We start from the raw sequence: 26992 nt of genomic DNA on the forward strand, positions 1-26992 counted from the left end.
GCAACCACCGCAAACCCCCTAGTGGGGTTTGTGGTAGCGGTCTTCCATGTCCTTGGCGTAGTCGCCGACACGTTTCTTGAACTTCTTGGTCAGCGAATTCTTGGCCAGCTTCAACGACTGCACCAGCAGACGGGCCGACAGGTTTTGCGGCTTGAGCTCTAGCGCGACCATGATGCGCGTGCGGCTGCGTGACAGGGCGACGAGATCAAAGCTCATGTCGCCGGTCAGCCCCTGCGAACGGGTGTTCAGCTTCATTTCGGTCGGGCGGTCAAAACGGTCCATCTCGACCTGAAGCTCGCGTCGTTTGCCGCGCATGTCAAAGGCAGCTTCCCACTGCATCCCCGGCCCCGCTTCTGCGAGCCGGTCCACGCGCTGCACCTCTGCGCCGCGGCGCATGGCGGCGCGTTCGAACTGGTCAAATTCGCACAGCATGTCGAATACCGCATCAATCGGCGCGTCGATGTCTTCTTTGGTGGAAAATTTCATGTTCTGCCTTGTTCGTCGTCTTTCCCGAAGGTTGCCTTAATCCAGCGTATCCGCAAGCCAGTTTTCCAGCAGGAAATGCGCAATCGCCCCCTTTCGGGCCGGTTTGATCTTGGGGTGTTGCCCGGCAAAGACATCCATCATGTCCTCTTTGGACACCCACAGGGCCTCTTCGATCTCTTTGGGGTCGATGGTGATCTCGTGGCTTGTCGCCTCTCCGGCGCAGCCGAACATGAGCGACGCGGGAAAGGGCCAAGGTTGGCTCGCAAGATAGCTGACCTGACCGACCTGCACGCCCGCCTCTTCAAACACCTCGCGGCGCACGGCGGCTTCGAGCGTTTCACCCGGTTCGACAAACCCCGCCAAAAGCGAGAACATCCCCTCGGGCCAGCCCGGCGACCGCCCCATCAGGACAGAGTTGCCGTGGGTAATCAGCATGATCACAACCGGATCGGTGCGCGGAAAATGCGACGCGCGACACGCGGGGCAATTGCGTTGCCAGCCTGCGTCATTCACCACGGTTTCAAAGCCGCAGCGCGCGCAGTAGCCGTGGTTTTCGTGCCACGCCAGAATGGCCTTGCCGGTCGCGGCCAGCTCGGCGTCACGCGGGCTGAGCCACGTCATCACGCGGCGCATTTCGACGAAAGCATAGTCGGGCGGCAACATCGGGTGGCGCTGTTCGCTTTGATCCACGAAAGACCCCAGCTGGCGCGGGTCGAAGTCATCGGGCATCCACGGCGACAGGTCATAGGCAAACCGCGCGGCCCCCTCTTCGCGCCCCAGCAAAATCGGAGCAGAGCCGGCATCCGCCAGAACCGGGTGATCCAGTGGCAAACGCACAACAGACGCGGGGCGTGCGGGGTCGATCAGGACCTTGCCCCGCCAGAACAGAATGGCGCGGGCGGCGTCATCGGCGCGCAATGCGGCCACGGCCTCCTTGTCGGCGCGAACCTCTCCGGCGCGGTCAAGCGCTGACCCTCCGAAAGTGACCGTCTCGGCGTGCTTCATGCGTATCCTCCCGTTTGCGTGCACCATGCCTATTGGCCAAACCGCGCGATGCCAAGGCTGCATGGCGCCGTGCCCGATAAAAACGCCCGAGATAAAAACGCCTTTGGGCCCGTCTTGCATCCCATCCGGCCCTATACTATATGGGCGGTGAGAGGTTGGTGCGGGCAGGTGCCTCGCCAACCCGGTCAGATCCGGAAGGAAGCAGCCGTAACGAGACCCACTTGGGTCGTTATCAGCCTCTCACCCCAGCGTATTTTGCGCAGCAAAATACGCGTCGCCCCGCAGGGTCATCCAAAGGATGGCCCGAGAGGGGCACCCCACCCCGCCACACTATAGTTTTGCTTATTGCCCCTGCCCCGCAGTGCCTCCATGCGTTTGGATATTGGCATTTCGGCACGGCCACAGGCAACGGGTAAGGTTACCCATGGGTAACTTAACCTGTTGTTTATAATCATTATTTTTGCGTTATAGCATCGAACGCTGTTACAGCTGCTCTGCCGCGAATGTGTCGCATTGGCCGACCTGACCGCTATCGAACCCGCGCTGGAACCAGCTGGAGCGCTGCTCGGACGTGCCGTGGGTAAAGGTGTGCGGCTGCGGGACGCGACCGGCCTGACGTTGCAGGTGGTCATCGCCGATCTTGCGCGCAGCGTTCAATGCCTCGTCCAGATCGCCCCGCTCCATCAGACCTTTGACGTTCTTGGCCCAGATGCCCGAAAAACAATCAGCCATCAGCTCGAGCCGCACGGTCAGAGCGTTCGCCTCGGCGGTCGAGGATTGGCGGCGCAGCGCGTCGACCTTGGGCAGGATGCCCAGTTCGTTCTGAACGTGGTGGGCGACCTCGTGGGCAATCACATAGGCGGCGGCGAAATCCCCGCCTGCCCCCATGCGCTGCGCCAGAAGATCAAAGAATTGCGTGTCGATATAGGCCTTTTCATCCGCAGGGCAGTAGAACGGCCCCGTCGCGCCAGAGGCCCCGCCGCAGGCACTTTGCGTGACATTGGAAAAGACAACGAGCTTGGGCGGCACGTATTCACGACCCAACTGCTGCGGGAAAATCTCGCCCCAGACATCTTCGGTCGTGGCCAGCACCTGCGCGGTGAACTGCGTGGCCTGCGCGTCAGAGTCAGAGACCGGCGCGCCCTGCTGGGTTTGCGGCGCGCCGCCTCCGTTCAGCAAGGGCGATACGTCGATGCCGGTGAAATAGCCGATCGCCAGCACCGCCAAGACGCCGACGATCCCCAGACCGCCCGCACGCCCGGCACCGCCCCCGCGCCCGCCGCGGCGGACCTCAACGTTTTTGCTTCTTCTGATGCCGCGCAACCGCATAAATCTGTCCCCGCTATGTCAAATATTATTGTCAGCGTAACGCGCGACGCGCACAATAGTTCAATGAATAAAAGCAATGAGCTGGCCGAGAACCGCACCGACTGGGCCGAAGACCGCACGATTTTGGCGAACGAGCGCACCTTTGCAGGGTGGATGCGCACGGGGATGGCGTCGCTTGCGGTGGCGATCGGGCTCAAGGCGGTGTTCGGGGATTTTGACCCGACCTGGGCCGCGAAAAGCGTGGCGACGATCTTTGTCGTCGCGGCGGTCTATATCTTCTGGGCGGCCCATGATGCGGCGACCAAGACGCTGGACCGGCTGAACGACCACCATGCCAATGCGCAACCCAATGCGCGGATGAAGACGCTGGCGGTGATTTTCAGCTTTGCCTCGGTTGCGGTTGGCGGCATCCTTTGGATGCTCTAGGTTCAGGGCTTCAATCGAATCTTGCAGGATCGTCATGACAGCACCCTCTGCCTATCGCGTATTGGCCCGCAAATACCGGCCTGAAACCTTTGCCGATCTGGTCGGGCAGGACGCGATGGTGCGCACGCTGAAAAACGCGTTCGAGGCGGATCGCATTGCGCAGGCGTTTATCATGACCGGCATCCGCGGGACCGGCAAAACCACCACGGCACGGATCATCGCCAAGGGGATGAACTGCATCGGGCCGGACGGCAACGGCGGGCCGACGACGGAACCCTGCGGGGTTTGCGAACATTGCGTCGCCATCATGGAGGGCCGTCATGTCGACGTGATGGAGATGGACGCCGCATCGAACACCGGCGTCGGCAATATCCGCGAGATCATCGACAGCGTGCATTACCGCGCGGCCTCGGCCCGGTACAAAGTCTATATCATCGATGAGGTGCACATGCTGTCGACCGGCGCGTTCAACGCGCTGCTCAAGACGCTTGAGGAACCGCCAGAGCACGTCAAATTCATCTTCGCCACGACCGAGATTCGCAAGGTGCCCGTGACCGTGCTGTCGCGCTGCCAACGCTTTGATTTGCGCCGGATCGAACCCGAGGTGATGATCGCGCTGATGCGCAAGATCGCCACCGCCGAAGGGGCCGAGATTGCGGAGGATGCGCTGGCGCTGATCACCCGTGCCGCCGAAGGGTCGGCGCGCGATGCCACGTCCTTGCTGGATCAGGCAATCAGCCACGGGGCGGGCGAAACGACGGCGGTGCAGGTGCGTGCGATGCTGGGGCTGGCGGATCGCGGGCGGGTGCTGGACCTGTTCGATATGATCCTGCGCGGCGATGCGGCCGGCGCGCTGGACGAGCTGGGCAACCAGTATTCCGACGGGGCCGACCCGATGGCCGTGCTGCGCGATCTGGCCGAGATCACCCATTGGGTATCGGTGGTCAAGATCACCCCCGATGCCGCCGAAGATCCCACCGTCTCGCCCGAGGAACGCAGCCGTGGCGTCACCATGGCGGAAACCCTGCCGATGCGCGTGCTGACCCGTCTGTGGCAGATGTTGCTCAAAGCGCTGGACGAGGTGGCAAGCGCGCCCAATGCGATGATGGCCGCCGAGATGGCCGTGATCCGCCTGACCCATGTCGCCGATCTGCCCAGCCCTGAAGAGCTTGCCCGCAAGCTGGCCAATACCACGCCTCCTCCCGCCCCGCCGCAGGGACCGGGGGGCGGGGCCGCCGTGCCCGCCGGAGGTGGATCGACCAGCGCTATGGGCAGCCAGCAGATGTCGGGCGGGCCTGCGGGCGGCGCGACGATGGCGGCACTTGCCCCGGCGGTGGCGCAGGCTTTGGCGCATTACCCGACGTTTGAACATGTGGTCGAGCTCATCCGAAGCAACCGCGACGTGAAACTGTTGGTGGAGGTCGAGACCTCGGTCCGACTGGCGGCCTATCAACCGGGGCGGATCGAATTCACCCCGACCGACAGCGCCCCCCGCGATCTGGCGCAGCGCCTTGGCACGCGGCTGCAACTGTGGACCGGCAACCGCTGGGCCGTGACCATCGTGGGCGACAGCAGCGCGAAAACCATCGCCGAGATCCGCGACGCCAAGGAAAACGCGCTGAAATCGCAGGCGGAAAACCACCCGTTGATGCAGGCCGTCATGGCGAGCTTTCCCGGTGCCAAGATCCTGTCGATCCGCACGCCCGAGGAAATCGCCGCCGCCGCCGTGTCCGAAGCGCTGCCCGAGGTCGAGGACGAATGGGACCCTTTCGAGGACGACTGACCCCGCCTGCCCCTGCTCTGCCCGCGACCTGTCCACGCCGGGGCACCCCTTGTCGGGGGGCGGCAAAGACCGCATATACATAAGCAAATAAAGCTACAGGAGACGACCACATGCTTAAAGGTTTGGGTGCCATGGGTGACATGGCCAAGATGATGAAGAGCGCGCAGGAAATGCAGGGCAAGATGGCGCAGCTGCAAGAAGACATGCATAATATCATCGTCGAAGGGGAATCCGGTGCCGGTCTGGTCAAGGCGACCTGCACCGCCAAGGGCGAGCTGAAGTCGCTGGATATCGATCCGTCGATCTTCAACGGCGACGAGAAAGAAGTCGTCGAGGACCTGATCCTCGCCGCGATCAAGGACGCGCAGACCAAAGCCACCGACCGCGCCCAGTCCGAGATGAGCAAGCTGACCGAAGGCATGGGTCTGCCCGCGGATATGAAGCTGCCGTTCTGATCCTTCCAAATGGGGTTAAATCCTCGCCGAAGGCATTAAACTCTTTCACATCAACGCCATGGGGGTCCACAGATGAGCAGCACACGCGACATTGATGCGCTCATCGACCTGATGGCGCGGCTGCCCGGATTGGGGCCACGCTCGGCCCGCCGGGCGGTGCTGCATCTGATCCGCAAGCGCGCGCTGTTGCTGACCCCTTTGGCCGATATGATGCAGACCGTGGCGGCGACGGCGCGCGAATGCATCAACTGCGGCAATGTGGGGACCGCCGATATCTGCGACATCTGCACGTCGGAAAAACGCGCCAATGGCGAGATTTGCGTGGTCGAGGATGTCGCCGATCTGTGGGCGATGGAACGGTCGGGCGTGTTCAAGGGGCGTTATCATGTGCTGGGTGGCACGCTGTCGGCGCTGGATGCCATCGGCCCGCAGGAATTGCGCATCCCCCGGCTGATGGACCGTGTGCGCGACGAGGCCGTGTCGGAGGTTATTCTGGCGCTGAACGCCACAATCGACGGGCAGACCACGGCGCATTATATCGCGGACCAGCTTGAGGGTCAGGTGCGGTTGACCTCTCTGGCCCAGGGTGTGCCGATCGGCGGGGAGCTTGATTACCTTGACGATGGGACGATCACCGCAGCGATGCGCGCGCGCAAATCGATCTAGGGCCACGTGGCCTCAGGCTTTCCGATCCGCCAGCCGTTTGCGCATCTGTGCAAGTTCAATCAGGGCGGCGTCGCGTTCGGCCTCTAGCTGGGCGATGCTGCGGCCTGCGGCCTCAATGTTTACCCCGTCGACCAGACGCGCGCATGTCTCGGCGTCGAGCGTAGGCGCGCCGAGATTATCCCAACGTTTCTGCTGGCTTGGCCCAAGATGGGCCAGATAGCCCGCCATGCCCCCGGCGCCCCCGCCAAGGTGATAGGCCATATGCGCCCCCAGCACCGACCAGCGCATCCCCGGGCCGTTGACCAGCGCCTGATCCACCGCGTCGACATCGGCGATGCCCTCGGCGACGATATGCACCGCCTCGCGCCAGAGCGCCGAGGACAGCCGGTTGGCGATATGCCCCACCGCATCTTTTTTCAGCCGCACGGGCGCAGAGCCGAGGCTGCGGTAGAACCCTTCGGCCCAGTCGAGCACGTTCGTGTCAGGGCCGTAGACTTCGACCAGCGGCACCAGATGAGGCGGATTGAAGGGATGTGCGGTGATCAGCCGGCCGGGGTGCCGCATCCCCGGCACAAGATCCGACCACGGGTGCGCCGAGGTGCTGGAGGCGATAATCACATCCGGCGCGACGATAGTTTCGATCTGTGCGTAAAGCTGGTGTTTCAGCGGCACGTTCTCGGGCGCGTTTTCCTGGATCAGCACAACGTCTTGCAGGGCGTCTTGCAAACTCTCGTGGGTTGAAAGCGCGCCTTGGGAGGCCGCCCCCGCCGAGATTTCTTGCAGTTGCGCCAAGGGCCCCGCCACGCGGGCGGCGAAACCGTCGCGGGCATCTGTGTCAGGGTCCCACGCGCGGACGGTGTGGCCTGCGTGCTGGAACAGCGCGGCCCAGCTTGCGCCGATCAACCCGCAGCCGATGACGGCCACGGTGCAGCGGGGCATCATCGAGGTCGTGTCAGTCAACCGACAGCACCGTTTCCTGCCCGTTTTCAAGCACATAGACGCAGCCCTGCCGGTTTGACAGCTGGCCCAGCTCGGCGCGGTTCAACCCGCAGAGCGCACCGCGCAAAAGCTGGCCGCTGAGCCCGTGAGCGACCACGACGGTGGGTTCGGTCAGCGTGTCGACAAAGGCATTCACCCGCGCCTGAAACACGTCAAAGCCTTCGCCACCGGGAGCGGCGCAATAGAATTCCATATGGGGGCTTTGCGCCGTGATGCCTTCGGGCAGGTTCTTGAAGATATCGGCGCGCAGGTGGCCTTCCCAATCGCCGGCGAAAATCTCTTTCAGGCGATCGTCGGTCTGGTAGTCCCGCCCGCCAAGGGCGATATCCGCGGTCTGGCGCGTGCGTTTAAGCGGCGACACGATGCAGGGCGGGTTATGCGCAAGGATCGGTGCCATCAGCTCGGCCTGCTGCTGCGCATGGACCCTGCCCCGTTCGGAGAGCACGGATTCGGTCTGGCCCTGCACCCTCCCTTCTGCGTTCCATTCGGTTTCACCGTGCCGCAGGAACCAGACTTTGGGATAGGATTTCATGACGTGGGGCCTTTTATCGCGTTGAGTTGCCTAGCACTTTGGCTCAAGCGCGCGCAGAACGCCACCCACACAAAAATCAAGCAAGAGCGGGCGATACACCATAGGGCTTTCGCGCCGATCACTTTGCGACAGGCCCGCGATGCGGATGCCGCTTGCGACGATGGACACCATCGAGGACACGGTCAGCGACAGCACCGCAGCAAGCTGTTCACGGTCGGAATCGGGACGCAGACGCTCCATTTCGTCAAGGTAGATAGAGGCGACGCGATCATAAAGCGGCCCTGCCTCGCGGTAATAGCGTTCGTCAGACATGATCCGCGCCACCAGCTGCGCATAGGCCCGCCATTGCGGATCCCCGCGCGAGGCGATTTCGAGATACGGGGTGACATAGGCATCGATCAGCGTTTCCAGCGTGAGCCGCTCTGTCGATTTGAGCGCATCAAGCCGCGCCATGCGCATGGCGTTGAGCGTTTCGACCCGCCGTTTCAGCACGGTCACGAAAAGCTCTTGCTTTGTTCCCCCGTGAAAGCCGACCACACCCAGCGTGACGTCGGCTTCGCGCGCGATCCGGCGGATGCTGACCGCATCAAAACCAAGCTCGGCAAAGCACCGCTCTGCCGCGTCGAGCACGCGTTCGCGGGTGATCTCGCCGCGGGCGACGCGGCCATCCTTGCTTGTGCCGTCTTCCTTTCGGTCCGTCATGACACCCCGGTCCCTCTGATCAGGCCATCAAGGTGCATGACCTGCGCGTTGCGCGGTCCGGCAGTGGTCACACATGCCCCGCGACTGTTATTATTGCGGCGCTTCAGCATTTTTCGCAAACTTTATCAAAAATCAAAGTAAACCAGTTCGTTGCCTCGGGATTTGGGTGCGCTTAGCGACATCGGCTTTGGTTTGCGACCAAGAATTGCACCGAATCACCTGTTACCAGAGGGCACACCCCCCTGAGGGTTGAACAAATAGGCAGCGTGACACGGTATGGGTTCATTGCCCGCACTTACCGCGTGTGTGAGCGTTAACGGCATCAACCCCGCTCGACCCAAGGAGAGGTGAGTGATTCGTTTTGCAATGCTGCGGGGGGCGCTATGTGGTGGCTTGGGCATCGCCCTGCGCGTTTCGCCGCCGCTGGCCGCAGTTTCGCGGCCTTCGTGACGCGGGGGAGGTGGATATTTCAAACTAAGTGTACTATCGCATACCAAACTTCAGGAAAGGCTGGATACCATGGCTGAGACACAGACACCCGACATCATTTACACGCAGGTCGATGAGGCCCCCGAACTGGCAAGCTATTCGCTGCTGCCGATCATCCGCAGCTTTGCCGATGCGGCAGGGGTTTCTGTGGGCACCCGTGATATCTCTTTGTCGGGGCGTATTCTGGCAGCCTTCCCCGACGCGCTGACCGAGGCGCAAAAACAGTCCGACGATCTGGCGATCCTGGGCGATCTGGTGAAAACGCCCGACGCCAATGTGATCAAGCTGCCGAATATCTCTGCCTCGGTGCCGCAGTTGGTCGCCGCGATCAAGGAATTGCAGGGTCAGGGCTATGCGCTGCCCGACTATCCCGAAGCGCCAAGCACCGACGCGGAAAAGAAAGCCCGCGCGGCCTATGACGCGATCAAGGGCTCTGCGGTGAACCCCGTTCTGCGCGAAGGCAACTCGGACCGTCGCGCGGCCAATGCGGTCAAGAAATACGCGATGGCGAACCCCCATTCGATGGGCACATGGTCCAAGGACAGCAAAACCAAAGTATCGTCGATGTCGGGCGGTGATTTCTTCTCGAACGAGAAATCCCTGACGCTGACCGAGGCGCAGGCTGGCGCCGCCAAGATCGTGCATGTTGCCGCCGACGGGACCGAGACCGTGTTGAAGGATGGCGTTTCTTTCCCCGCGGGCACTGTGGTCGACACCACCTTCATGTCTGCCAAGGCGCTGGATAAATTCCTGGCCGAGCAGATCGAAGAGACCAAGAAAGACGGCACGCTGTTCTCGTTGCACATGAAAGCGACGATGATGAAAGTGTCGGACCCGATCATCTTTGGCCACGCTGTGCGGGAATATCTGAAGCCCGTCTTCGACAAATACGGTGACGAGCTGAAAGCGGCGGGTGTGAACCCGAACGCAGGCATCGGCGACATGATGGAGCGGATCAAGGACAATGCCGAAATCACCCAAGCCGTCAAAGACGCGATGGATGCACGCCCGCCGATGTATATGGTGAATTCCGACAAAGGGATCACCAACCTGCACGTCCCATCCGACGTGATCATCGACGCGTCCATGCCCGCGCTGATCCGCGCTGGCGGCAAGGGCTGGGGCCCCGACAACAAGGAACACGACACCAACTGCGTGATCCCCGACAACTCTTACGCCCCCGTCTATGAAGAAAGCATTAATTACTTCAAGGAAACCGGCGCGCTGGACCCGACGACCTCGGGCACTGTGCAGAACATCGGCTTGATGGCGCAGAAGGCCGAGGAATACGGGTCGCACCCCACCACGTTCGAGATCCCCGCTGACGGCACCGTGAAAATGATCGCCGCCAATGGCGACGTGATTTCCGAGCACAACGTCGAGGCGAACGACATCTGGCGCGCGGCCTCGGCCCGCAAGGCCCCGATCGAGGACTGGGTACAGCTGGCCATCGACCGTCAGAAAGCCGAAGGCTGCGAGGCGATCTTCTGGCTGGACGAGAACCGCGCCCATGACGCAGAGCTGATCGCCTATGTGAAGCCGATCCTTGAAGCCAAGGGCGTGGCCGACAAGTTCCAGATCATGTCCCCCGCCAAGGCCACGCGCCAGACGCTGGAGACAATCCGCAAGGGCGAGAATTCGATCGCGATCACCGGCAACGTGCTGCGCGACTATCTGACCGACCTGTTCCCGATTTTGGAACTGGGCACCTCGGCCAAGATGCTGTCGATCGTCAAGCTGATGCAGGGCGGTGGCCTGTTTGAAACCGGTGCGGGCGGGTCCGCCCCCAAGCACGTGCAGCAGCTGGTTGAAGAAAACCACCTGCGGTGGGACAGCCTGGGCGAGTTCTGTGCGTTGGGCGAAAGCCTGAAGTTCCTCGCGGACCAGAAGGACAATGCCAAGGCCGCCGTCCTGGGCAAAGCCGTAGACGCCGCGACCCAAGGCATTCTGGACAACAACAAATCGCCATCGCGCAAAGTGGGCGAGCCGGACAACCGCGCCAGCCACTATTACTTTGCCCTCTATTGGGCACAGGCGCTGGCCAGCCAAAGCGACGACGCCGCATTGGCTGAACATTTTGCCCCCATCGCTGAAAAACTGGCGGCGAATGAGGACAAGATCATGGCCGAGCTGGCAGAGGTTCAGGGCAAAGCGGTCGATCTGGGCGGGTACTTCCATTCGGACCCCGCCAAGACCGAAGCGGTGATGCGGCCGTCGGCCACGTTGAACGCCATCATCGGCTAAGGCACCACAGCATCGCGACCTATCCGCCCCGTCCTTTTGCAAAAGGGCGGGGCGTTTTCTTTGGGAACCATTCGCAGGCACTGCCGGTTGTTTGACCGGCACCTTGCCGCACCGTCGGCAACAAACCGTCCCGCGCCCTTGCTGTCAGTTGATCCCTGCACGCATTCCTTCTATCGAAGAGGGCAGTATTTTAACGCTGATAGATCAGGATATTTCATGACCAAGCCGTTGCCCAAAGTCACGCCGAACACATGGGAATTTCTGCGCGACCCCATGATCGCCCCCACCGGTTTTCGCGAATATGACGCGCGCTGGCAGTACCCCGAGGCGATCAACCTGCCGGGCATCACCGCGCTTGGCCTTGGTCTGGGCACGCAGATGCAACAGCGCGGGATCGAGCCCGTTATCGCTGTCGGCAATGATTACCGCGACTATTCCCTATCGATTAAAAATGCGCTGATTTTGGGCCTGATGCAGGCGGGTATTCACGTTAAGGATATCGGCCCCTGCCTGTCGCCCATGGCCTATTTCGCGCAATTCCATCTGGATGCGCCAGCGGTGGCGATGGTCACCGCCTCGCACAACCCCAATGGCTGGACCGGCGTGAAGATGGGCTTTGAACGCCCGCTGACACACGGCCCCGACGAGATGGCCGAACTGCGCGATATCGTTCTGGAAGGGCGTGGCGAACAGCGCGAAGGCGGCAAGTATGAATTCGTCGACGGTGTGCGCGAAGCCTATCTGGATGATCTGGTGGGCGACTTCAAAATGACCCGCAAGCTCAAGGTCGTCTGCGCCACGGGGAACGGCACCGCCGCCGCCTTCGCGCCCGAACTGTTCCGCCGTCTGGGGGTCGAGGTGGTCGATAGCCACAACACGCTGGATTACACGTTCCCGCATTACAACCCGAACCCCGAAGCGATGGAAATGCTGCATGATATGTCCGACAGCGTGAAAGCCTCGGGCGCGGATTTCGCGCTTGGGTTTGACGGCGACGGCGACCGCTGCGGCGTGGTGGATGACGAGGGCGAAGAGATTTTCGCCGATAAGATGGGCGTCATCATGGCGCGCGATCTGTCCGCGATTTACCCCAACAGCACCTTTGTCGCCGATGTCAAATCGACCGGGCTTTATGCCTCTGACCCTGTTTTGCAGGCCAATGGCGTTACGGCGGACTATTGGAAAACCGGCCACAGCCACATGAAACGGCGCGTGAAACAGTTGGGCGCGCTGGCGGGGTTCGAGAAATCCGGCCACTACTTCCTGGCTGAACCCATCGGGCGCGGCTATGACTGCGGCATGCGCGTTGCGGTCGAAGTCTGCAAACTGATGGACCGCAACCCCGACATGAAGATGTCGGACCTGCGCCGCGCCCTGCCCCACACATATTCCACCCCCACCATGTCGCCCTATGCGTCGGACGAGGACAAATACGATATTCTCGACCGGATCGTCGCCAAGTTGAAAGACGTGACCGAGTTGGGCGGCCGCCCCGTGAAAGAGGTCGTGGCCGTAAATGGCGCGCGGGTGATCCTGGACAACGGCAGCTGGGGGCTGGTGCGCGCCTCTTCGAACACGCCGAACCTTGTGGTGGTCTGCGAAAGCTCTGAATCCGAGGAAGAATTGCGCGCGATCTTCGCCGATCTGGACGCGGTGATCCGGACAGAGCCGGAGGTTGGCGACTACGATCAAACCTTCTGATTGCATCAAGACTCGCCAAAATCCTCTAAGTTGAGTAAATGTTGATGTGTCTGCCCCCTCGGGCAGGCACATTTTTCGTTTAGGGGCCCTGATGGTAAAACGCGCGCTGATCACCGGTATCACCGGTCAAGACGGGTCCTATCTGGCGGAGTTGTTGCTGGACAAAGGATACGAGGTGCACGGGATCAAGCGGCGGTCGTCATCTCTTAATACGCAGCGGATTGATCATATTTATCAAGACCCTCACGAGGATGATCCCGATCTGATCCTGCATTATGGCGATCTTACCGACAGTTCGAACCTGACGCGGATCATGCGCGAGGTGCAGCCGGACGAGGTCTATAACCTTGGCGCGCAAAGCCATGTCGCGGTCAGTTTCGAGACGCCCGAATATACGACAGAGGTGAACGCCAACGGGGCCCTGCGGTTGCTAGAGGCGATCCGGTTTCTGGGGTTGGAAAAAAAGACCCGCTTTTACCAAGCATCAACTTCTGAGCTGTATGGCTTGGTCCAAGAGACACCACAGACGGAGGAAACACCCTTTCACCCGCGCAGCCCCTATGCGGTTGCCAAGATGTACGCCTATTGGATCACGGTTAATTATCGCGAGGCCTATGGGATCTATGCCTGCAACGGCATCCTTTTTAACCACGAAAGCTCCCGCCGTGGCGAAACCTTTGTCACGCGCAAGATCACGCGCGGCTTGGCCAATATCGCGCAGGGGTTGGAGGGGTGTCTTTATATGGGCAACCTCGACGCGCTGCGCGATTGGGGACACGCCAAGGATTATGTGCGCATGCAGTGGATGATGCTGCAGCAGGACGTGGCAGAGGATTTCGTGATCGCCACCGGCGTGCAGTATTCCGTGCGCCAGTTCATCACATGGTCGGCGGCAGAGCTTGGGATCAGCCTGCGGTTTGAAGGCACGGGCGTGGATGAATATGCTGTTGTCGATAGCGTCATTGGGGAGGATGCCCCCGCGGTCAGCCCCGGCGATGTGGTGATGCGTATTGATCCGCAGTATTTCCGCCCCGCCGAGGTGGAGACGTTGCTGGGATCGCCCGCCAAGGCGAAGAAGAAACTCGGGTGGGAGCCGCAAATCACCGCGCAAGAGATGTGTGCAGAGATGGTGGCGAATGACCTCAAGATCGCACGGCGGCATGCGTTATTGAAAGAGCACGGGCTGGATCTGCCGATCCCGCTCGAGAACGGGTAGGCCCATGCGGAAATTCTATATCGCAGGGCATCGCGGCATGGTCGGCGGGGCGATCTTGCGGCAGTTGCAGGCGCGACAGGATGCTGGGGAGGCGTTGGAACTGGTGACGCGGACCCGTGCAGAACTGGACCTGACCGATCAAGCGGCGGTGCGCGAATTTATGGCGACGGAGCGTCCGGATGTGGTGATCCTCGCCGCGGCCAAGGTTGGCGGGATCATGGCGAACAACACATATCCTGCTGAGTTCATTTACGAAAACCTGATGATCGAATGTAATGTGATCCATCAGGCGTTCGCCGCGGGGGTTCAACAGCTGCTGCAACTGGGCAGCTCTTGCATCTATCCGCGTGACGCGGCGCAGCCGATGGCCGAAAATGCCCTGCTGACCGGCCCGCTTGAGCCCACGAACGAGCCCTACGCCATCGCCAAGATCGCGGGCATTAAACTTTGCGAAAGCTATAACCGGCAATATGGCGTGGATTATCGCAGTGTGATGCCAACGAATCTCTATGGGCCGGGGGATAATTTTCATCCGCAAAACAGCCATGTTTTGCCCGCCCTGATCCGTCGTTTCCACGAGGCCACGCGCGACGGGGCGGCGAAGGTCGTGATTTGGGGCAGCGGTAAACCGATGCGGGAATTCCTGCATGTGGACGATATGGCGGAAGCGTCGCTGTTTGTGCTCGACCTGCCGCGTGATGCCTACGCTGCGCAGATGCACCCGATGCAAAGCCATATCAATGTCGGCACGGGCCGCGACATCAGCATCGCGGCGCTGGCGCAGATGGTGGCGGAGGTGACGGGGTTCAAAGGGCGGTTGGTGTTCGATACGTCGAAGCTAGACGGGACGATGCGCAAGCTGATGGATGTCTCGCGTTTGGCGGATATGGGCTGGCGCGCGCGGATCGATCTGAAAGACGGGCTGCGCGAGACGTATGATTGGTTTTTGCGACAGGATCACCTGCGCAGCTAAATCTCTCGCATTTGATTAATCTCTCGTTAGAATTTTTCAGATTAACTGCCTCTCATGATGCACGCTATTCTCCTTTGCGGCGGGTCGGGCACACGTCTTTGGCCCCTGTCGCGCAAATGCTACCCCAAACAGTTTGCCAAGCTGATGGGGGATGAAAGCCTGTTCCAGATCTCGGCCAAGCGTCTGACCGGCCCCGGATTCGCCCCGCCGATTGTGGTGACCGGCGATCCGTTCCGGTTTATCGTGACCGAACAACTGGCGCAGGTTGAACGGGCGGCGCAGGCGATCCTGATCGAACCCGAGGGGCGCAATACCGCCCCTGCGATCCTTGCCGCGGCGCTGTATATCGCGCGCACTGACGCGCAAGCGCTGATGCTGGTCGCGCCGTCGGACCATGTGATTCCCGACTGCGATGCTTTTGCCCAGACCGTGCAAGCCGCGGTGCCGCGCGCGCAGGCAGGTGATCTGGTCACCTTTGGCGTCACGCCTACGCGGGCCGAAACGGGCTATGGCTATCTTGAGTTGGCCGAGGGGGCGGATGCGAGCGCCAAAACCCCGCAACCCCTTGCGCGCTTTGTCGAAAAGCCGGATCGCGCACAGGCGCAGGGGATGCTGCAGGCGGGGAATTTCCTGTGGAACGCCGGGATCTTCCTGTTCACGGCGCAGACGATAATTGCGGCCTATCAGACCCACGCGCCCGAGATGGTGCGCGCGGTGCGCGCATCGCTTGACGGGGCGACCTCTGATCTGGGGCTGACCCGTCTCGCGCCCGAAGCTTGGTGCCAAGCCGATGATATCTCTATCGATTATGCGATCATGGAAAAGGCGGATAACCTCGCGGTGATGCCGTTCGCCGCCGGATGGTCCGATTTGGGTGGGTGGGATGCGGTCTGGCTGGAAAGCGGGCCTGACGCGGCGGGAAATGTCTGTTCAGACAATGCCACCGCGATTGACTGTGCGGGCACGCTGCTGCGATCGGAAACCGACGGGTTGCAACTGGTCGGCATCGGGCTGGACAACATCATCGCCGTCGCCATGGGCGATGCGGTGCTGGTGGCGGATAAATCGCAAGCGCAGCGGGTGAAGGAAGCGGTGGATGCGCTCAAAAGGCGGGATGCCAGCCAAGCGGTCCAACTGCCGCGCGATTACCGGCCGTGGGGGTGGTACGAAAGCCTTGTGATCGGCGGGCGGTTTCAGGTGAAACGCATCGTGGTAAACCCCGGTGCAGCTCTGAGCCTGCAAAGCCATCACCACCGGTCGGAACATTGGATCGTGGTCGAAGGCACCGCGAAAGTGACCGTGGACGATACCGTCAAATTAATCAGCGAGAACCAGTCCGTCTACATCCCGCTCGGGTCTGTGCACCGGATGGAGAACCCGGGAAAACTGCCCATGGTGCTGATCGAGGTGCAGACCGGCAGCTATTTTGGCGAAGATGATATTATCCGCTACGAGGATGTCTATGCGCGGGGGTAAGGCTTCGTCTGCCTTGGCAACGAAAAAAGCGCCCCCCTTTAGGGGCGCTTTCGTTGTTCAGGCTTTGCGTCGGATCAGCTGCGCGACAGGACGCTGGCGGGGCGCGCTTTGGCCAGACCGCTGGTGATAAAGCCTGCAAGCACCGCTTTGATGATGTCACCGGGGATGAACACGGTAACGAGCGCGGCGGATTCCAGCAGCGATTTATCCAGCGCGATCGACAGGCCGATGATCCCGAAGATATAAAGCACGACGATCCCGCCGATGACCGAAGCAACCGCCGCAACGATGGTCAGCGAGGGCCCGTACCATTTTTCGACGATCAGGCCGGTGACAAAAGCCGCCACGGGGAAGCCGATCAGGAAGCCGGAGGACGGCAGCATGAAGGCACCCAGCCCCCCGTTGCCACCGGCCAGAAGCGGCAGCCCCAAAGCGACCAGCAGCAAGAAAAGCAGCACGGCCAGCGCGCCGCGTTTGGCCCCCAGCACGGTCCCGCAAAGCATGATGCCCAAGCTTTGCGCCGTGATCGGCACGCCAAAGCCAAGCGAGAATTTCGGGATCAACGCAAGTGCTGCAATCAGGGCAGCGAACAGCGCAACGAGGGTCAGGTTACGTTCCATAACAAAGGGTCCTTTGCGTAAATTTGACGGCATGTATCCCCGCGATCACAAAATTAAGCAAGCGTCGTGATCGTGACCAAAGGTCAGCGCGGGTGTTATGCAACCGGTGCGGCACAGGCCAGCAGGGCGGACACGTCCAGATGGGTTTCCATATGGTCGGCCAGCGCGTCGAGCGTATCTTCCACAGTCTGACTGTAGGAAGTCGGCCCTGCCCCCAGCCCCAGTTGCGCGAACCAGGCACTGCGGAAGCTGTCGTTGGTAAAGAGCCCGTGCAGATAGGTGCCGGTGATCTTGCCATCGCGCGACCCTGCCCCGTCGGGGATGCCGTTGATATGCGCAAAGGGCGTGGCGCAATCGGCCCCCACCGTCTGTCCGATGTGGATTTCATAGCCGTCAATCTGTGTGCCCGTGGCGGCATGGTCGGCGGTGACGCGGGTCAGGGTCTTGTCCGGGGCCATGCGGGTTTCAACATCCAGCAGGCCCAGCCCCTCTTCGCGCCCCGCGGGGCCCTCGAAGCCCTGCGGATCCTCGATAAACCGGCCCAGCATCTGGTAGCCACCGCAAATTCCCAGCACCGCGCCGCCGCGCCGCACATGAGCATAAAGGTCGATGTCCCAGCCTTGGGCGCGCAGGAAAGCCAGATCGCCGCGGGTGGATTTCGTGCCCGGCAGGATCACCAGATCGGCGTCCGCGGGCAGCGGCGTGCCGGGGGGGACCATGGTCAGCCGCACCGAAGCCTCCGCCGCCAGCGGGTCGAGGTCGTCGAAGTTCGAGATGCGCGAGAGCATGGGGCAGACGATGTGGAACCCCCCGTCGGAGGGGGCGCGCGACAGGTCCACCGCGTCTTCGGCGGGCAGCAGATGCGCATTGGCAAACCACGGCAATGTGCCGAACCCCGTCCAGCCGGTGCGGCGTTCAATCTCGCGGTAGCCGTCGTCAAAAAGGCTGACATCGCCGCGGAACTTGTTGACCAGAAAGCCGGTGATCATCGCCGCGTCCTGCGGGTCCATGACCACTTGGGTGCCGACGATCTGGGCGATGACGCCGCCACGGTTGATATCTCCGGCCAAGACAACGGGTACACCTGCGGCGCGGGCAAAGCCCATATTGGCAAGGTCGTTCTGGCGCAGGTTCACCTCTGCCGGGCTGCCGGCGCCTTCGACGATGATCAGATCGGCGCTTTGCCCGAGGATACCGAAGCTTTCGAGCACGGGGGCCATCAACCCTGCGCGGGCCTTGCTGAAGTCACGCGCTTGCAGGGTGCTGTGGCGCTGCCCTTGCACGATCACCTGCGACCCGCTGTCGGTTTCGGGTTTCAGCAGGATGGGGTTCATATGCACCGACAGGGGCCGTCTGCAGGCGATCGCTTGCAGAGCTTGGGCGCGGCCGATCTCTCCGCCGTCCTCGGTGACGGCGGCGTTGTTCGACATGTTCTGCGGCTTGAACGGTGCCACGGAAAGCCCCCGACGCGTGGCCGCGCGGCACAGGCCCGCCACCAGCATCGATTTCCCCACATTCGATCCGGTGCCCTGGATCATGATGGCGCGGGTGGGCATGGCGGGACCTCGTGTTTTTTGTGCAGCTCTTGGTGTCAGCCTGCGCTGATCCCGTCAAGCATCCGCGGACGGCCTCTGCGCATTGGTCGCCCGCGGGAAAATCCGCGCAAAGCGGATTTGGCCCCTGCGTTATGACAGGCGCAGCTTGACAGAGGCCGGCAAATGACCAATGCAGGGCGTATGTTGGTTCCTGTCCCAGACAGGCGAAGAGGGAACGCGATACGCATTGATCCAGCCTTGGGTCAGCGCAAAGCGCAGCCGCCCCCGCGACCGTGACCGGAGAGAGCTTTCAACCACTGGCCCCTAGGCTGGGAAGGTGAAGGTTCGCAAGGCAAGCTGCCTTAGATCCGCAAGCCGGGAGACCTGCCAGCATAGTTTGTAACGGGCGAACGGGGTGTTTCGCGACTGGCCTAGAACGCTGTTCGCATGTCGTTCGCTGCTGGCGATCCCCCTTGGCCCATCGACGTATGAGGCAAGATATGACCACCACGGATCAACCGGTCACCGTCACCATCTGCACCACCTGTCGCGCAGGTCAGATCACTGCCGAGGACGCGCCGCGCCCCGGCCAACAGCTGTTTGACGCGCTGTCGGGGCATCTGCCCGACGGTGTGCAGCTGCGCGGAGCCGAATGTCTGTCGGCCTGTTCGCGGGGCTGTTCGATGGTCCTGTCGGGTGGGCCGTCGCGCTGGACTTATGTGTATGGCGATCTCGACACTGACGCGCATTTGTCCGATATCGTGAAGGGCGTCTCTGCCTATGCCCAGACCTCTGATGGCGTGGTGCCCTGGCGCGAACGCCCCGTGGTCTTCCGCAAACAATCCATCGCCCGCATTCCCCCACAGGAGCCTACCGAATGACCAACCTTACCAAAATCCCCGTTACCGTGATCACCGGCTTTCTGGGCGCTGGCAAAACCACCTTTATCCGTCACCTGATGGAGAACGCGGGCTCCAAGCGTCTGGCCGTGCTGGTCAATGAATTCGGCACCGCCGGTGTGGATGGCGACATCCTGAAATCCTGCGCGATTGACAATTGCCCCGCCGAGAACATCGTCGAGCTGGCAAACGGCTGTATCTGCTGCACCGTGGCCGATGACTTTATCCCCACCATCGAAGCCCTGATGGCCCTGCCCGAAACGCCTGATCATATCCTGATCGAGACGTCGGGGCTGGCGCTGCCAAAGCCTTTGCTCAAGGCGTTTGACTGGCCAGCGATCCGGTCGCGCATCACCGTGGACGGCGTGATTACCCTGGCCGATGCCGAAGCCGTGGTCAGCGGGCAGTTCGCCCCCGATCTGGAGGCCGTGGCCGCGCAGCGCGATGCCGACGACAGTCTGGACCACGAAACGCCTTTGTCCGAGGTGTTTGAAGACCAAATCGCCTGCGCCGACATCGTGCTGCTGTCCAAGGCCGATCTGGCAGGCCCCGACGGCGTCGAGGCCGCGCGCAAGGTGATCGAGGCGCATGCGCCGCGCAAGCTGCCGATCATTCCGATGACCGAAGGCGTGATCGACCCGCGCGTTGTGCTGGGTCTGGAAGCCGCCGCCGAAGATGACATCGACGCGCGCCCCAGCCACCACGACGGGCATGATGATCACGAACATGACGACTTTGAAAGCGTGGTGATCGACATGGGCGAGGTCGCCGATGTCGCCACCCTTGAGGCCGCCGTGTTGCGCTTGGCGCGCGAACAGAAAATCCTGCGCGTCAAAGGCTATATCGCGGTGCAGGACAAACCGATGCGTCTGCTGGTGCAGGCCGTGGGCGAGCGCGTGCGCAGCCAGTTCGACCGCCCTTGGGGGGACATGCCGCGCCGCAGCCAGCTGGTTGTGATCGCAGAGCATGATCACGTGAACGAAGCCGCGATCCGCGCGGTGCTGGAGGGCTAAGCCGCCATGCATGTCGTCTTTCGCGAAAGCCACGGACTGGACCAAAGCGATCTGCCCCAAGACCTGGGGCAGACGCCGGCGGATCTGGTGGTGCTGTCCTTTTCGGACAGTGATCTGGGGGCTTTCGCGGCGGGCTGGCATCGTGCGGAAGGGGGCTTGCCGTCGTTGCGGCTGGCCAATCTGGTCGCGCTGAAACATCCGTTGTCGGTCGATACCTATGCCGAACAGACCCTTGCAGGGGCCAAGGCGGTATTGGTGCGGCTGATCGGGGGCGAAAGCTATTGGCCTTACGGGCTGGCGACCTTGCAGGATATGGCGCGCAAGCAGCAGATCGCGCTGGCGGTGCTGCCTGCGGACGGGCAACCGGACCCGCGGCTCGACGCGCTGTCGACGCTGCCGCATTCGACGTTAAGACGCTTGCAACATCTGTGCGATACGGGCGGCGCGGTGGCTGCGCAGGCGGCACTGGCGCAGCTGTCGCTGGCCGCGGGGCTTTACGCGGGGCCGGCCAAAGGAGCCAAGACCGTGCCGGAAGCGGGGTTCTACCGCCCCCACACTGGCGTGATCCCTGCGCCGGAACCCTCCGACAAGCCGCGCGCGATTGTGACCTTCTACCGGTCCTATCTGACGGCTGCCGATACCGATCCTGTGGATGCGCTGATCACCGCGCTTGACGCGCGCGGCTTTGACGCCGTGGGGCTCTTCGCGCCCAGCCTCAAGGGGGACACCGCGCCGTGGATCGCGCAGCAGATCGCCCGGCTTGATCCGGCGGTGATCGTGAACGCCACCGCTTTCTCCGCCCAGCGCGGGCCGGATGAACCATCTGTTCTGGGCGCATCAGATTGCCCCGTGGTGCAGGTCGCCCTATCGACCGCGCGTCGGCGCGATTGGGCCGGATCAGAGCGCGGGTTGTCCCCCACCGATCTGGCGATGCACGTCGTCTTACCCGAGGTGGATGGCCGTCTGTTTGGCGGTGTCGTCAGCTTTAAACAGCCCGGCAAACGGGACGAGGCGCTGCAATACAGCCGTTTCGCCCATCGCGCCGACGCGAACCGCGTGGATTTTATCGCCGATCGCGTGCAGCGCTTGCACCAGCTACGGGTGCAGGGCAACGCGGCAAAGTCTGTGGGGGTGGTGCTGTCCACCTACCCCGGCAAAGGTTGGAACATGGCCCATGCGCTGGGGCTGGATGCGCTGGCATCGTTGCGGGAGATGACGGCCCAGCTGGCGGCGCAAGGCTATGACGTGGATGCGGGGGACTTTGCCGATACGCAAACGGTTGCCAGCCGTCTTTGCACCGAAACGCTCCGCTGGCCGCTGGCAGAGTATGAGGCCGCGCTTGCAAAGCTGCCACAGGCGTTGCGCGATGACCTGACCGACAGCTGGGGCGCGCCGCAGGATGATCCGCTGTTTCACGACGGGGCGTTCTGTTTTCCGGCGCTGCGCAGTGGCAAGCTGCTGGTCGCCTTGCAACCCGAACGCGGGGCGCTGGCCGAACGGGATGATGACTATCACGACCTGAGCCGCACGCCGCGCCCGGGCTATGTCGCCTTCTATCTGTGGCTGCAACAGCAGGCGGATGCGATGGTGCATGTCGGGGCGCATGGCACGCTGGAATGGCTGCCGGGCAAATCCGTCGCCCTGTCTGACGCCTGCTGGCCCGAGGCGCTGATCGGCCCGATGCCGGTGATCTATCCCTTTATCGTCAATGACCCCGGCGAGGCCGCGCAGGCCAAACGCCGTATCGGGGCCGTGACCGTGGGCCATATGCCGCCCCCTTTGGTGACATCGAAGCTGCCCGAAGACTTTGGCCGGTTGGAGCGACTGCTGGATGAATACTCGACCGCGGACGGGCTGGACCCTGCGCGGCGCGACCGGCTGATCGCGGATATCCGAGCCGAGGCGCAGGGCCGCGGGGTTGAACAGGACCTCGGCCTTGATGCCAGCGCCAGCGCGGCAGAGGCGCTGACCCGCATCGACCGCTTCGTCTGCGACATCAAGGAAACGCAATATGGCGACGGGCTGCATGTCTTTGGCGCGGGCGATCATGGGACGAGCGAGGTCGACGGGCTGATCGCGGCGCTGTCTGCGCGGTTTGTGCCCCCCGGCCCGTCGGGGTCCCCCTATCGCGGACGCAGCGATGTGCGGCCCACGGGGCGCAACCTGTTTACCACCGATCCACGGGCCGTGCCCTCGCGCGCGGCCTATACCCAAGGGGTGAAGCTGGCCGAGGAATTGTTGCGCAAGCATTTGCAGGATCACGGCGACTGGCCCAAGGGGTTGGTCATGGACATGTGGGGCTCTGCCACCATCCGCACGGCGGGCGAGGAGTTTGCCATGGCGCTGCATCTGGCGGGTCTGTCCCCCCGCTGGGATGACGGCAGCGACCGTGTGAGCGGGTTCGACATTCTGCCGCTTGCGCTGTTGAACCGTCCGCGCATTGACGTGACCCTGCGGGTGTCCGGCCTGTTCCGCGATATGTTCCCCGGTCTGGCGCAGCTGTTCGAGACGGCAATTGCCAAGCTGGCCGAGCGTCCCGAAACGGCTGCTGATAACCCCTATCTGGTGCAGACCCCCCGTGTCTTTGGCCCGCGCCCGGGATCCTATGGCTTGGGGATCGGCACCGCGATGGACGATTATTCCGACGAGGCGCGCACAGCGGCGGGCGAGGCGTGGCTGGCTGCGTCGTCCTACGCGATCGACGCGCGCGGAGAGATCACCTATGCCCGCGACGCGCTTGAGACGCAGCTGACGCGGGCCGATAGTTTCGTGCACCTGCAAGACCTGCCCGAGACCGATCTGTTGATGGCAGAGGATTACGCCGCCCATGAAGCCGGCTTTGCCGCCGCGATGCAGCGTTTGGGCAAGGGCGGGGCTGCCGCGCTCTACCATCTGGATGCCACCCGCCCCGACCAGCCTCGTGCCCGCACCCTGACCGAGGAGCTCGCCCGTGTGGTGCGCGCCCGTGCCGCCAACCCCGATTGGGCCACTGGCATGATGACGCATGGTTTCCGCGGTGCCGCCGAGATTGCCGCGACGCTGGATCACCTTGCCGCCTTTGCGCATCTGGCGGGCGTCGTGCCGGACCATCTGTTTGACGCCATGTTCGATGCCACGCTCGGGCGCGATGATTTGGTCGACTTCATGCAGGACGCCAACCCGCAAGCGCTTGCTGCATTGCGCGCGCGGTTTGATGCGCTGCACCGGGCGGGGCTTTGGACGTCGCGCCGCAACTCTGTCCTTGCCGAATTAGGCACCCCCGCATGAGCGCGCCGCTGGTCTTTGGCTGGTGCCCCGGTGCGCTGCGGCCGATGATGTCCGGCGACGGGCTGGTGGTGCGGCTACGTGTGCCGATGGGACGGCTGAGCCCTGACCAGATCCGCCGCGTTGCCACGCTGGCGCGCACCTATGGCAATGGCATGATCGACCTGTCGGCCCGCGCGAACCTGCAACTGCGCGGGGTGACAACTGATAGCCAAGCCGCGCTGATCGACGGGCTGCGCGAGATTGGCCTTGTCGATGCCGATCTGGCGGCAGAGGCGCGGCGCAATATCACCGTGACGCCGTTCTGGCAGGATGGGGACGACAGCCACCGCGTGGCGCAAGCTCTGGCCCATGCGCTTTCCGATGATGGCGCACCCGACCTGCCCAGCAAGTTCGGCTTTGCGATCGATTGCGGAGCACGGCCTGTGCTGACGTGCACCTCTGCCGATATCCGGATCGAACGTAGCGCCGCTGGCTTGATCTGCCGGGCGGACGGGGCAGAGGTGGGCCAACTGGTATGCGTCGAGACTGCCGCAGATGCCGCACTGACGCTGGCGCGCTGGTTTCTGGACACCGGTGGCGTGACCGACGGGCGGGGGCGCATGGCCGCGCAGATCGCGACGAAGGGGGCTCCTGTGGGCGCTGATACCGTCCCCCTGCCCGCTGCGCCCGTCCCTGAGCCCGGTATGACCCCGCAAGGCACGCTTCTCGGGTTTGCCTTTGGCCAGACCACGGCGGAAAGCTTTGCGCAGCTGGCGGAGCTTGGTGCGCTGCGGCTGACCCCTTGGCGCATGGTGTTGATGGAAGAGGTCACCCCATCAGCTCCGCTGCCCGATTTCATCACCGACGCCCGCGATCTGCGCCGCCGTGTGCAGGTCTGCACCGGTGCCCCCGGCTGCCGTCAGGCTTTGTCGGACACACGCGATGCCGCCCGCGCCATTGCCGCGCATCTGTCGCCAGACAGCGACGACACGATCCATATCTCGGGCTGTGCCAAAGGCTGCGCCCATCCCGCCCCTGCCCCCGTCACGCTGACCGCCAGCCATGACGGGCATTTCACCCTTATCCGCCACGGGCGCGCAGGCGATCCGCCGCAAAGCGCGCCGCTGACAGTGACCCAAATTCAAGACAGGAGGCTTTGAGTGCCCCACACCTACGAGACCAACGGTGCCGCGATCTATCTGGAAAGCTTTGCCACCATCCGCGCCGAGGCCGATCTGGCGCGGTTCACCCCCGATGAGGAACGTGTCGCCGTTCGGATGATCCACGCCGCCGGTCTGGTCGGGCTGGAAAAGCACGTACAGTTTTCTGAAAACATGGCGCAGATTGCACGGGCGGCGCTGGCGGACGGCGCGCCAATCCTGTGTGACGCGCATATGGTGTCCGAAGGGATCACCCGCACGCGCTTGCCCGCTGACAACCAGATCATCTGCACCCTGCGCGACCCCAAGGTGCCAGAGCTGGCGCAGCAGATGGGCAACACACGCTCTGCCGCAGCGCTTGAACTGTGGCGGCCGCATCTGGCGGGGGCCTTGGTGGCCATCGGCAACGCGCCCACGGCGCTGTTCCACCTGCTCAATATGCTCGAAGATCCCGACTGCCCACGCCCTGCGGCCATCATCGGTTGCCCCGTCGGCTTTGTCGGCGCGGCGGAATCGAAAGAGGCGTTGATGCAGGATTTGCCCGTGCCGTCGATGATCGTGCAGGGGCGTTTGGGCGGTTCGGCAATTACCGTGGCGGCGGTGAACGCGCTGGCCACGTGGAAGGAATAACGATGGGCAAGGTCATTTGCATCGGGCTTGGCCCCGGCGATCCCGAATTGATGAGCGTCAAGGCGCACCGTTTGCTGACCGGCGCGCAGCACGTCGCGTTTTTCCGCAAACCCGGACGGCGCGGGCAGGCCCGCACCATCGTGGACGGCATCATGGCCGAGACGGCGGTGGAACATGCGATGGAATACCCCGTCACGACAGAGATCCACTTTAGCGATCCTGAATACAACCGTCTGCTGTCGGCCTTCTACGATGATTGGGCTGACCGTTTGACCGACCTCGCGCAGAGTGAAGATGTGATCGTGCTTTGTGAAGGGGATCCGTTCTTTTACGGGTCGTTCATGCATCTGCACAGCCGCCTTCAGGGCCGCGCCGAGGTCGAGATCGTGCCCGGCATCACCGGCATGTCGGGCTGCTGGACCGCGACGGGGCATCCGATCACCTGGGGTGATGATGTGCTGACCGTGCTCATGGCCACGCTGGACGAGGAAGAGCTGGCCACGCGGGCCGCTAATACCGATGCGCTGGTGGTGATGAAGATTGGCCGCAACCTTGATAAGTTGAAGCGTGCGCTGACCAAGACGGGCCGCTTGCAGGACGCGTGGCTGGTCGAGAAAGGCACGATGGCGGGGCAGACGGTGCAAAAGCTGACGGAAGTCCCGGCCGACGTGCCCTATTTCTCGATCGCGATCGTGCATGGTCAGGGACGGCGGCCATGACCGGCTGGGTGCGGGTTGTCGGCCTTGGCCCCGGGGACGAGGCGCTGGTCACGCCAGAGGTGCGCGCCACCGTGGACGCGGCGACCGATATTGTCGGCTACATCCCCTATGTGCGCCGGATTGCCCCGCGCGACGGGCTGACCCTGCATGAAAGCGACAACCGGGTAGAGCTGGACCGCGCCGCACATGCGCTTGAAATGGCGGCGGCGGGGCGGCGCGTTGTGGTGGTGTCTTCGGGCGATCCGGGGGTTTTTGCCATGGCCTCTGCCCTGTTCGAGGCGTTAGAGAAAGGCCCGGAAGGCTGGCTGGCAATCGATATTCGCGTCCTGCCCGGCATCACCGCGATGCTCGCGGCGGCGGCGCGGTTGGGGGCACCGCTGGGGCATGATTTCTGCGCGATCAACCTGTCGGACAATCTGAAGCCCTGGTCGCTGATCGAAAAACGGCTGCGGCTGGCGGGGGAAGCGGGGNNTTGCCATGGCGTTTTACAACCCGCGCTCTGCCTCGCGGCTGCATCAGTTCGCCACCGCGCTTGATATTCTGCGCGAGGCCTGCGGGCCGGAGACCTTGATCTCTTTCGCGCGCAACGTCAGCCACCCGGACGAGACATTGCGCACCGTCACGCTGGCCGAAGCGACGCCAGAGATGGCCGATATGCGCACGGTCGTGATCGTCGGCAACGCCGACA

General features: G+C 62.9%; 23 protein-coding genes, 1 other RNA gene, 1 pseudogene and 1 riboswitch. Of the genes and pseudogenes, 17 read left to right on the plus strand and 8 right to left on the minus strand.

The window, feature by feature from the left end; translation table 11 throughout:
• Positions 1 to 18 precede the first annotated feature (18 nt).
• Positions 19 to 486 (minus strand): SRPBCC family protein, encoded by a 468-nt coding sequence (locus tag B4F27_RS17255; RefSeq protein ID WP_286760266.1) that lies wholly within the window; start codon positions 484 to 486, stop codon positions 19 to 21.
• 36 nt (positions 487 to 522) lie between these two features.
• Positions 523 to 1491: an NAD(+) diphosphatase gene (gene nudC, locus B4F27_RS17260; RefSeq protein WP_132998169.1), complete on the minus strand. Its 969-nt coding sequence runs from the start codon at positions 1489 to 1491 to the stop codon at positions 523 to 525.
• 148 nt (positions 1492 to 1639) lie between these two features.
• On the opposite strand from nudC, the gene ffs reads away from it, so the two are divergent.
• An RNA gene (gene ffs / locus B4F27_RS17265) (signal recognition particle sRNA small type) lies at positions 1640 to 1737 on the plus strand.
• A 237-nt stretch (positions 1738 to 1974) separates the two neighbouring features.
• Here ffs and B4F27_RS17270 read toward each other — a convergent pair.
• The gene (locus B4F27_RS17270) at positions 1975 to 2820 is read right to left on the minus strand and encodes a KPN_02809 family neutral zinc metallopeptidase (RefSeq protein ID WP_005850043.1); all 846 of its coding nucleotides are present in this window, start codon (positions 2818 to 2820) and stop codon (positions 1975 to 1977) included.
• Positions 2821 to 2883: 63 nt separating this feature from the next.
• Here B4F27_RS17270 and B4F27_RS17275 point away from each other — a divergent pair, with 63 nt between their 5' ends.
• From B4F27_RS17275 to recR, 4 genes are all read left to right on the plus strand, one after another.
• Positions 2884 to 3246 carry a DUF202 domain-containing protein gene (locus B4F27_RS17275; protein WP_037966831.1) on the plus strand — a complete coding sequence of 121 codons (363 nt, stop codon included), beginning with the start codon at positions 2884 to 2886 and terminating at the stop codon, positions 3244 to 3246.
• Between the two features lie 34 nt (positions 3247 to 3280).
• A complete protein-coding gene (locus B4F27_RS17280; protein ID WP_005850048.1) occupies positions 3281 to 5029 on the plus strand; it encodes a DNA polymerase III subunit gamma/tau in 1749 nt (582 codons plus the stop codon).
• Between the two features lie 110 nt (positions 5030 to 5139).
• Positions 5140 to 5484 (plus strand): YbaB/EbfC family nucleoid-associated protein, encoded by a 345-nt coding sequence (locus B4F27_RS17285; RefSeq protein ID WP_237277743.1) that lies wholly within the window; start codon positions 5140 to 5142, stop codon positions 5482 to 5484.
• A 72-nt stretch (positions 5485 to 5556) separates the two neighbouring features.
• On the plus strand, positions 5557 to 6150 hold the full coding sequence (gene recR / locus B4F27_RS17290) for a recombination mediator RecR (protein WP_005850052.1): 594 nt from the start codon (positions 5557 to 5559) through the stop codon (positions 6148 to 6150).
• 12 nt (positions 6151 to 6162) lie between these two features.
• Here the strand turns inward: recR and B4F27_RS17295 are convergent, their stop codons facing one another.
• From B4F27_RS17295 to B4F27_RS17305, 3 genes are read right to left on the minus strand one after another with little or no spacing between them, the layout of a single operon-like run.
• The gene (locus tag B4F27_RS17295) at positions 6163 to 7110 is read right to left on the minus strand and encodes a 3-hydroxyacyl-CoA dehydrogenase NAD-binding domain-containing protein (RefSeq protein WP_286760267.1); all 948 of its coding nucleotides are present in this window, start codon (positions 7108 to 7110) and stop codon (positions 6163 to 6165) included.
• The gene (locus tag B4F27_RS17300; RefSeq protein ID WP_286760268.1) at positions 7103 to 7681 is read right to left on the minus strand and encodes a histidine phosphatase family protein; all 579 of its coding nucleotides are present in this window, start codon (positions 7679 to 7681) and stop codon (positions 7103 to 7105) included. Before B4F27_RS17300 ends, B4F27_RS17295 begins: the two co-directional genes overlap by 8 nt.
• Before the next feature lie 30 nt (positions 7682 to 7711).
• Positions 7712 to 8383 (minus strand): TetR/AcrR family transcriptional regulator, encoded by a 672-nt coding sequence (locus B4F27_RS17305; protein WP_286760269.1) that lies wholly within the window; start codon positions 8381 to 8383, stop codon positions 7712 to 7714.
• 519 nt (positions 8384 to 8902) lie between these two features.
• Between B4F27_RS17305 and B4F27_RS17310 the strand changes: the two genes are divergently transcribed.
• The 5 genes from B4F27_RS17310 (at position 8903) to B4F27_RS17330 (ending at position 16482) form a co-directional block, all read left to right on the plus strand.
• A complete protein-coding gene (locus tag B4F27_RS17310) occupies positions 8903 to 11116 on the plus strand; it encodes an NADP-dependent isocitrate dehydrogenase (protein ID WP_286760270.1) in 2214 nt (737 codons plus the stop codon).
• A 216-nt stretch (positions 11117 to 11332) separates the two neighbouring features.
• On the plus strand, positions 11333 to 12817 hold the full coding sequence (locus B4F27_RS17315; protein WP_009825389.1) for a phosphomannomutase/phosphoglucomutase: 1485 nt from the start codon (positions 11333 to 11335) through the stop codon (positions 12815 to 12817).
• Between the two features lie 91 nt (positions 12818 to 12908).
• Complete coding sequence (gmd, locus tag B4F27_RS17320; RefSeq protein WP_286760271.1) at positions 12909 to 14033, plus strand: GDP-mannose 4,6-dehydratase; 1125 nt, start codon at positions 12909 to 12911, stop codon at positions 14031 to 14033.
• A gap of 4 nt (positions 14034 to 14037) precedes the next feature.
• Entirely contained in the window at positions 14038 to 15006 is a 969-nt protein-coding gene (gene fcl / locus B4F27_RS17325) for a GDP-L-fucose synthase (protein ID WP_286760272.1), read from the plus strand.
• A gap of 54 nt (positions 15007 to 15060) precedes the next feature.
• Positions 15061 to 16482, plus strand: coding sequence for a mannose-1-phosphate guanylyltransferase/mannose-6-phosphate isomerase (locus B4F27_RS17330; protein ID WP_286760273.1), 1422 nt, complete (start codon positions 15061 to 15063; stop codon positions 16480 to 16482).
• A 74-nt stretch (positions 16483 to 16556) separates the two neighbouring features.
• Here the strand turns inward: B4F27_RS17330 and B4F27_RS17335 are convergent, their stop codons facing one another.
• Complete coding sequence (locus B4F27_RS17335) at positions 16557 to 17102, minus strand: biotin transporter BioY (RefSeq protein WP_005850072.1); 546 nt, start codon at positions 17100 to 17102, stop codon at positions 16557 to 16559.
• Between the two features lie 95 nt (positions 17103 to 17197).
• On the minus strand, positions 17198 to 18658 hold the full coding sequence (locus B4F27_RS17340; protein WP_286760274.1) for a cobyric acid synthase: 1461 nt from the start codon (positions 18656 to 18658) through the stop codon (positions 17198 to 17200).
• Between the two features lie 167 nt (positions 18659 to 18825).
• Positions 18826 to 19043, plus strand: a riboswitch (cobalamin riboswitch).
• Between the two features lie 94 nt (positions 19044 to 19137).
• On the opposite strand from B4F27_RS17340, the gene B4F27_RS17345 reads away from it, so the two are divergent.
• From B4F27_RS17345 to cobJ, 7 genes and pseudogenes are all read left to right on the plus strand, one after another.
• On the plus strand, positions 19138 to 19518 hold the full coding sequence (locus B4F27_RS17345; RefSeq protein ID WP_005850076.1) for a DUF1636 family protein: 381 nt from the start codon (positions 19138 to 19140) through the stop codon (positions 19516 to 19518).
• Complete coding sequence (cobW, locus tag B4F27_RS17350; protein WP_009825395.1) at positions 19515 to 20549, plus strand: cobalamin biosynthesis protein CobW; 1035 nt, start codon at positions 19515 to 19517, stop codon at positions 20547 to 20549. Before B4F27_RS17345 ends, cobW begins: the two co-directional genes overlap by 4 nt.
• A gap of 6 nt (positions 20550 to 20555) precedes the next feature.
• Entirely contained in the window at positions 20556 to 23816 is a 3261-nt protein-coding gene (gene cobN, locus B4F27_RS17355) for a cobaltochelatase subunit CobN (protein ID WP_286760275.1), read from the plus strand.
• Positions 23813 to 24955 (plus strand): precorrin-3B synthase, encoded by a 1143-nt coding sequence (gene cobG, locus B4F27_RS17360; protein WP_286760276.1) that lies wholly within the window; start codon positions 23813 to 23815, stop codon positions 24953 to 24955. The genes cobN and cobG overlap by 4 nt, the downstream gene beginning before the upstream one ends.
• Positions 24956 to 25585 (plus strand): precorrin-8X methylmutase, encoded by a 630-nt coding sequence (locus B4F27_RS17365; RefSeq protein WP_005850082.1) that lies wholly within the window; start codon positions 24956 to 24958, stop codon positions 25583 to 25585. It abuts the gene before it with no gap.
• A gap of 2 nt (positions 25586 to 25587) precedes the next feature.
• Positions 25588 to 26304, plus strand: coding sequence for a precorrin-2 C(20)-methyltransferase (locus B4F27_RS17370; protein WP_286760277.1), 717 nt, complete (start codon positions 25588 to 25590; stop codon positions 26302 to 26304).
• Positions 26301 to 26992: pseudogene (gene cobJ / locus B4F27_RS17375) on the plus strand (precorrin-3B C(17)-methyltransferase); the annotation flags it as partial. The gene B4F27_RS17370 and the pseudogene cobJ, both read left to right, overlap by 4 nt.

This window comes from Sulfitobacter sp. UBA1132, assembly GCF_002311545.1.
Classification (GTDB): domain Bacteria; phylum Pseudomonadota; class Alphaproteobacteria; order Rhodobacterales; family Rhodobacteraceae; genus Sulfitobacter; species Sulfitobacter pontiacus.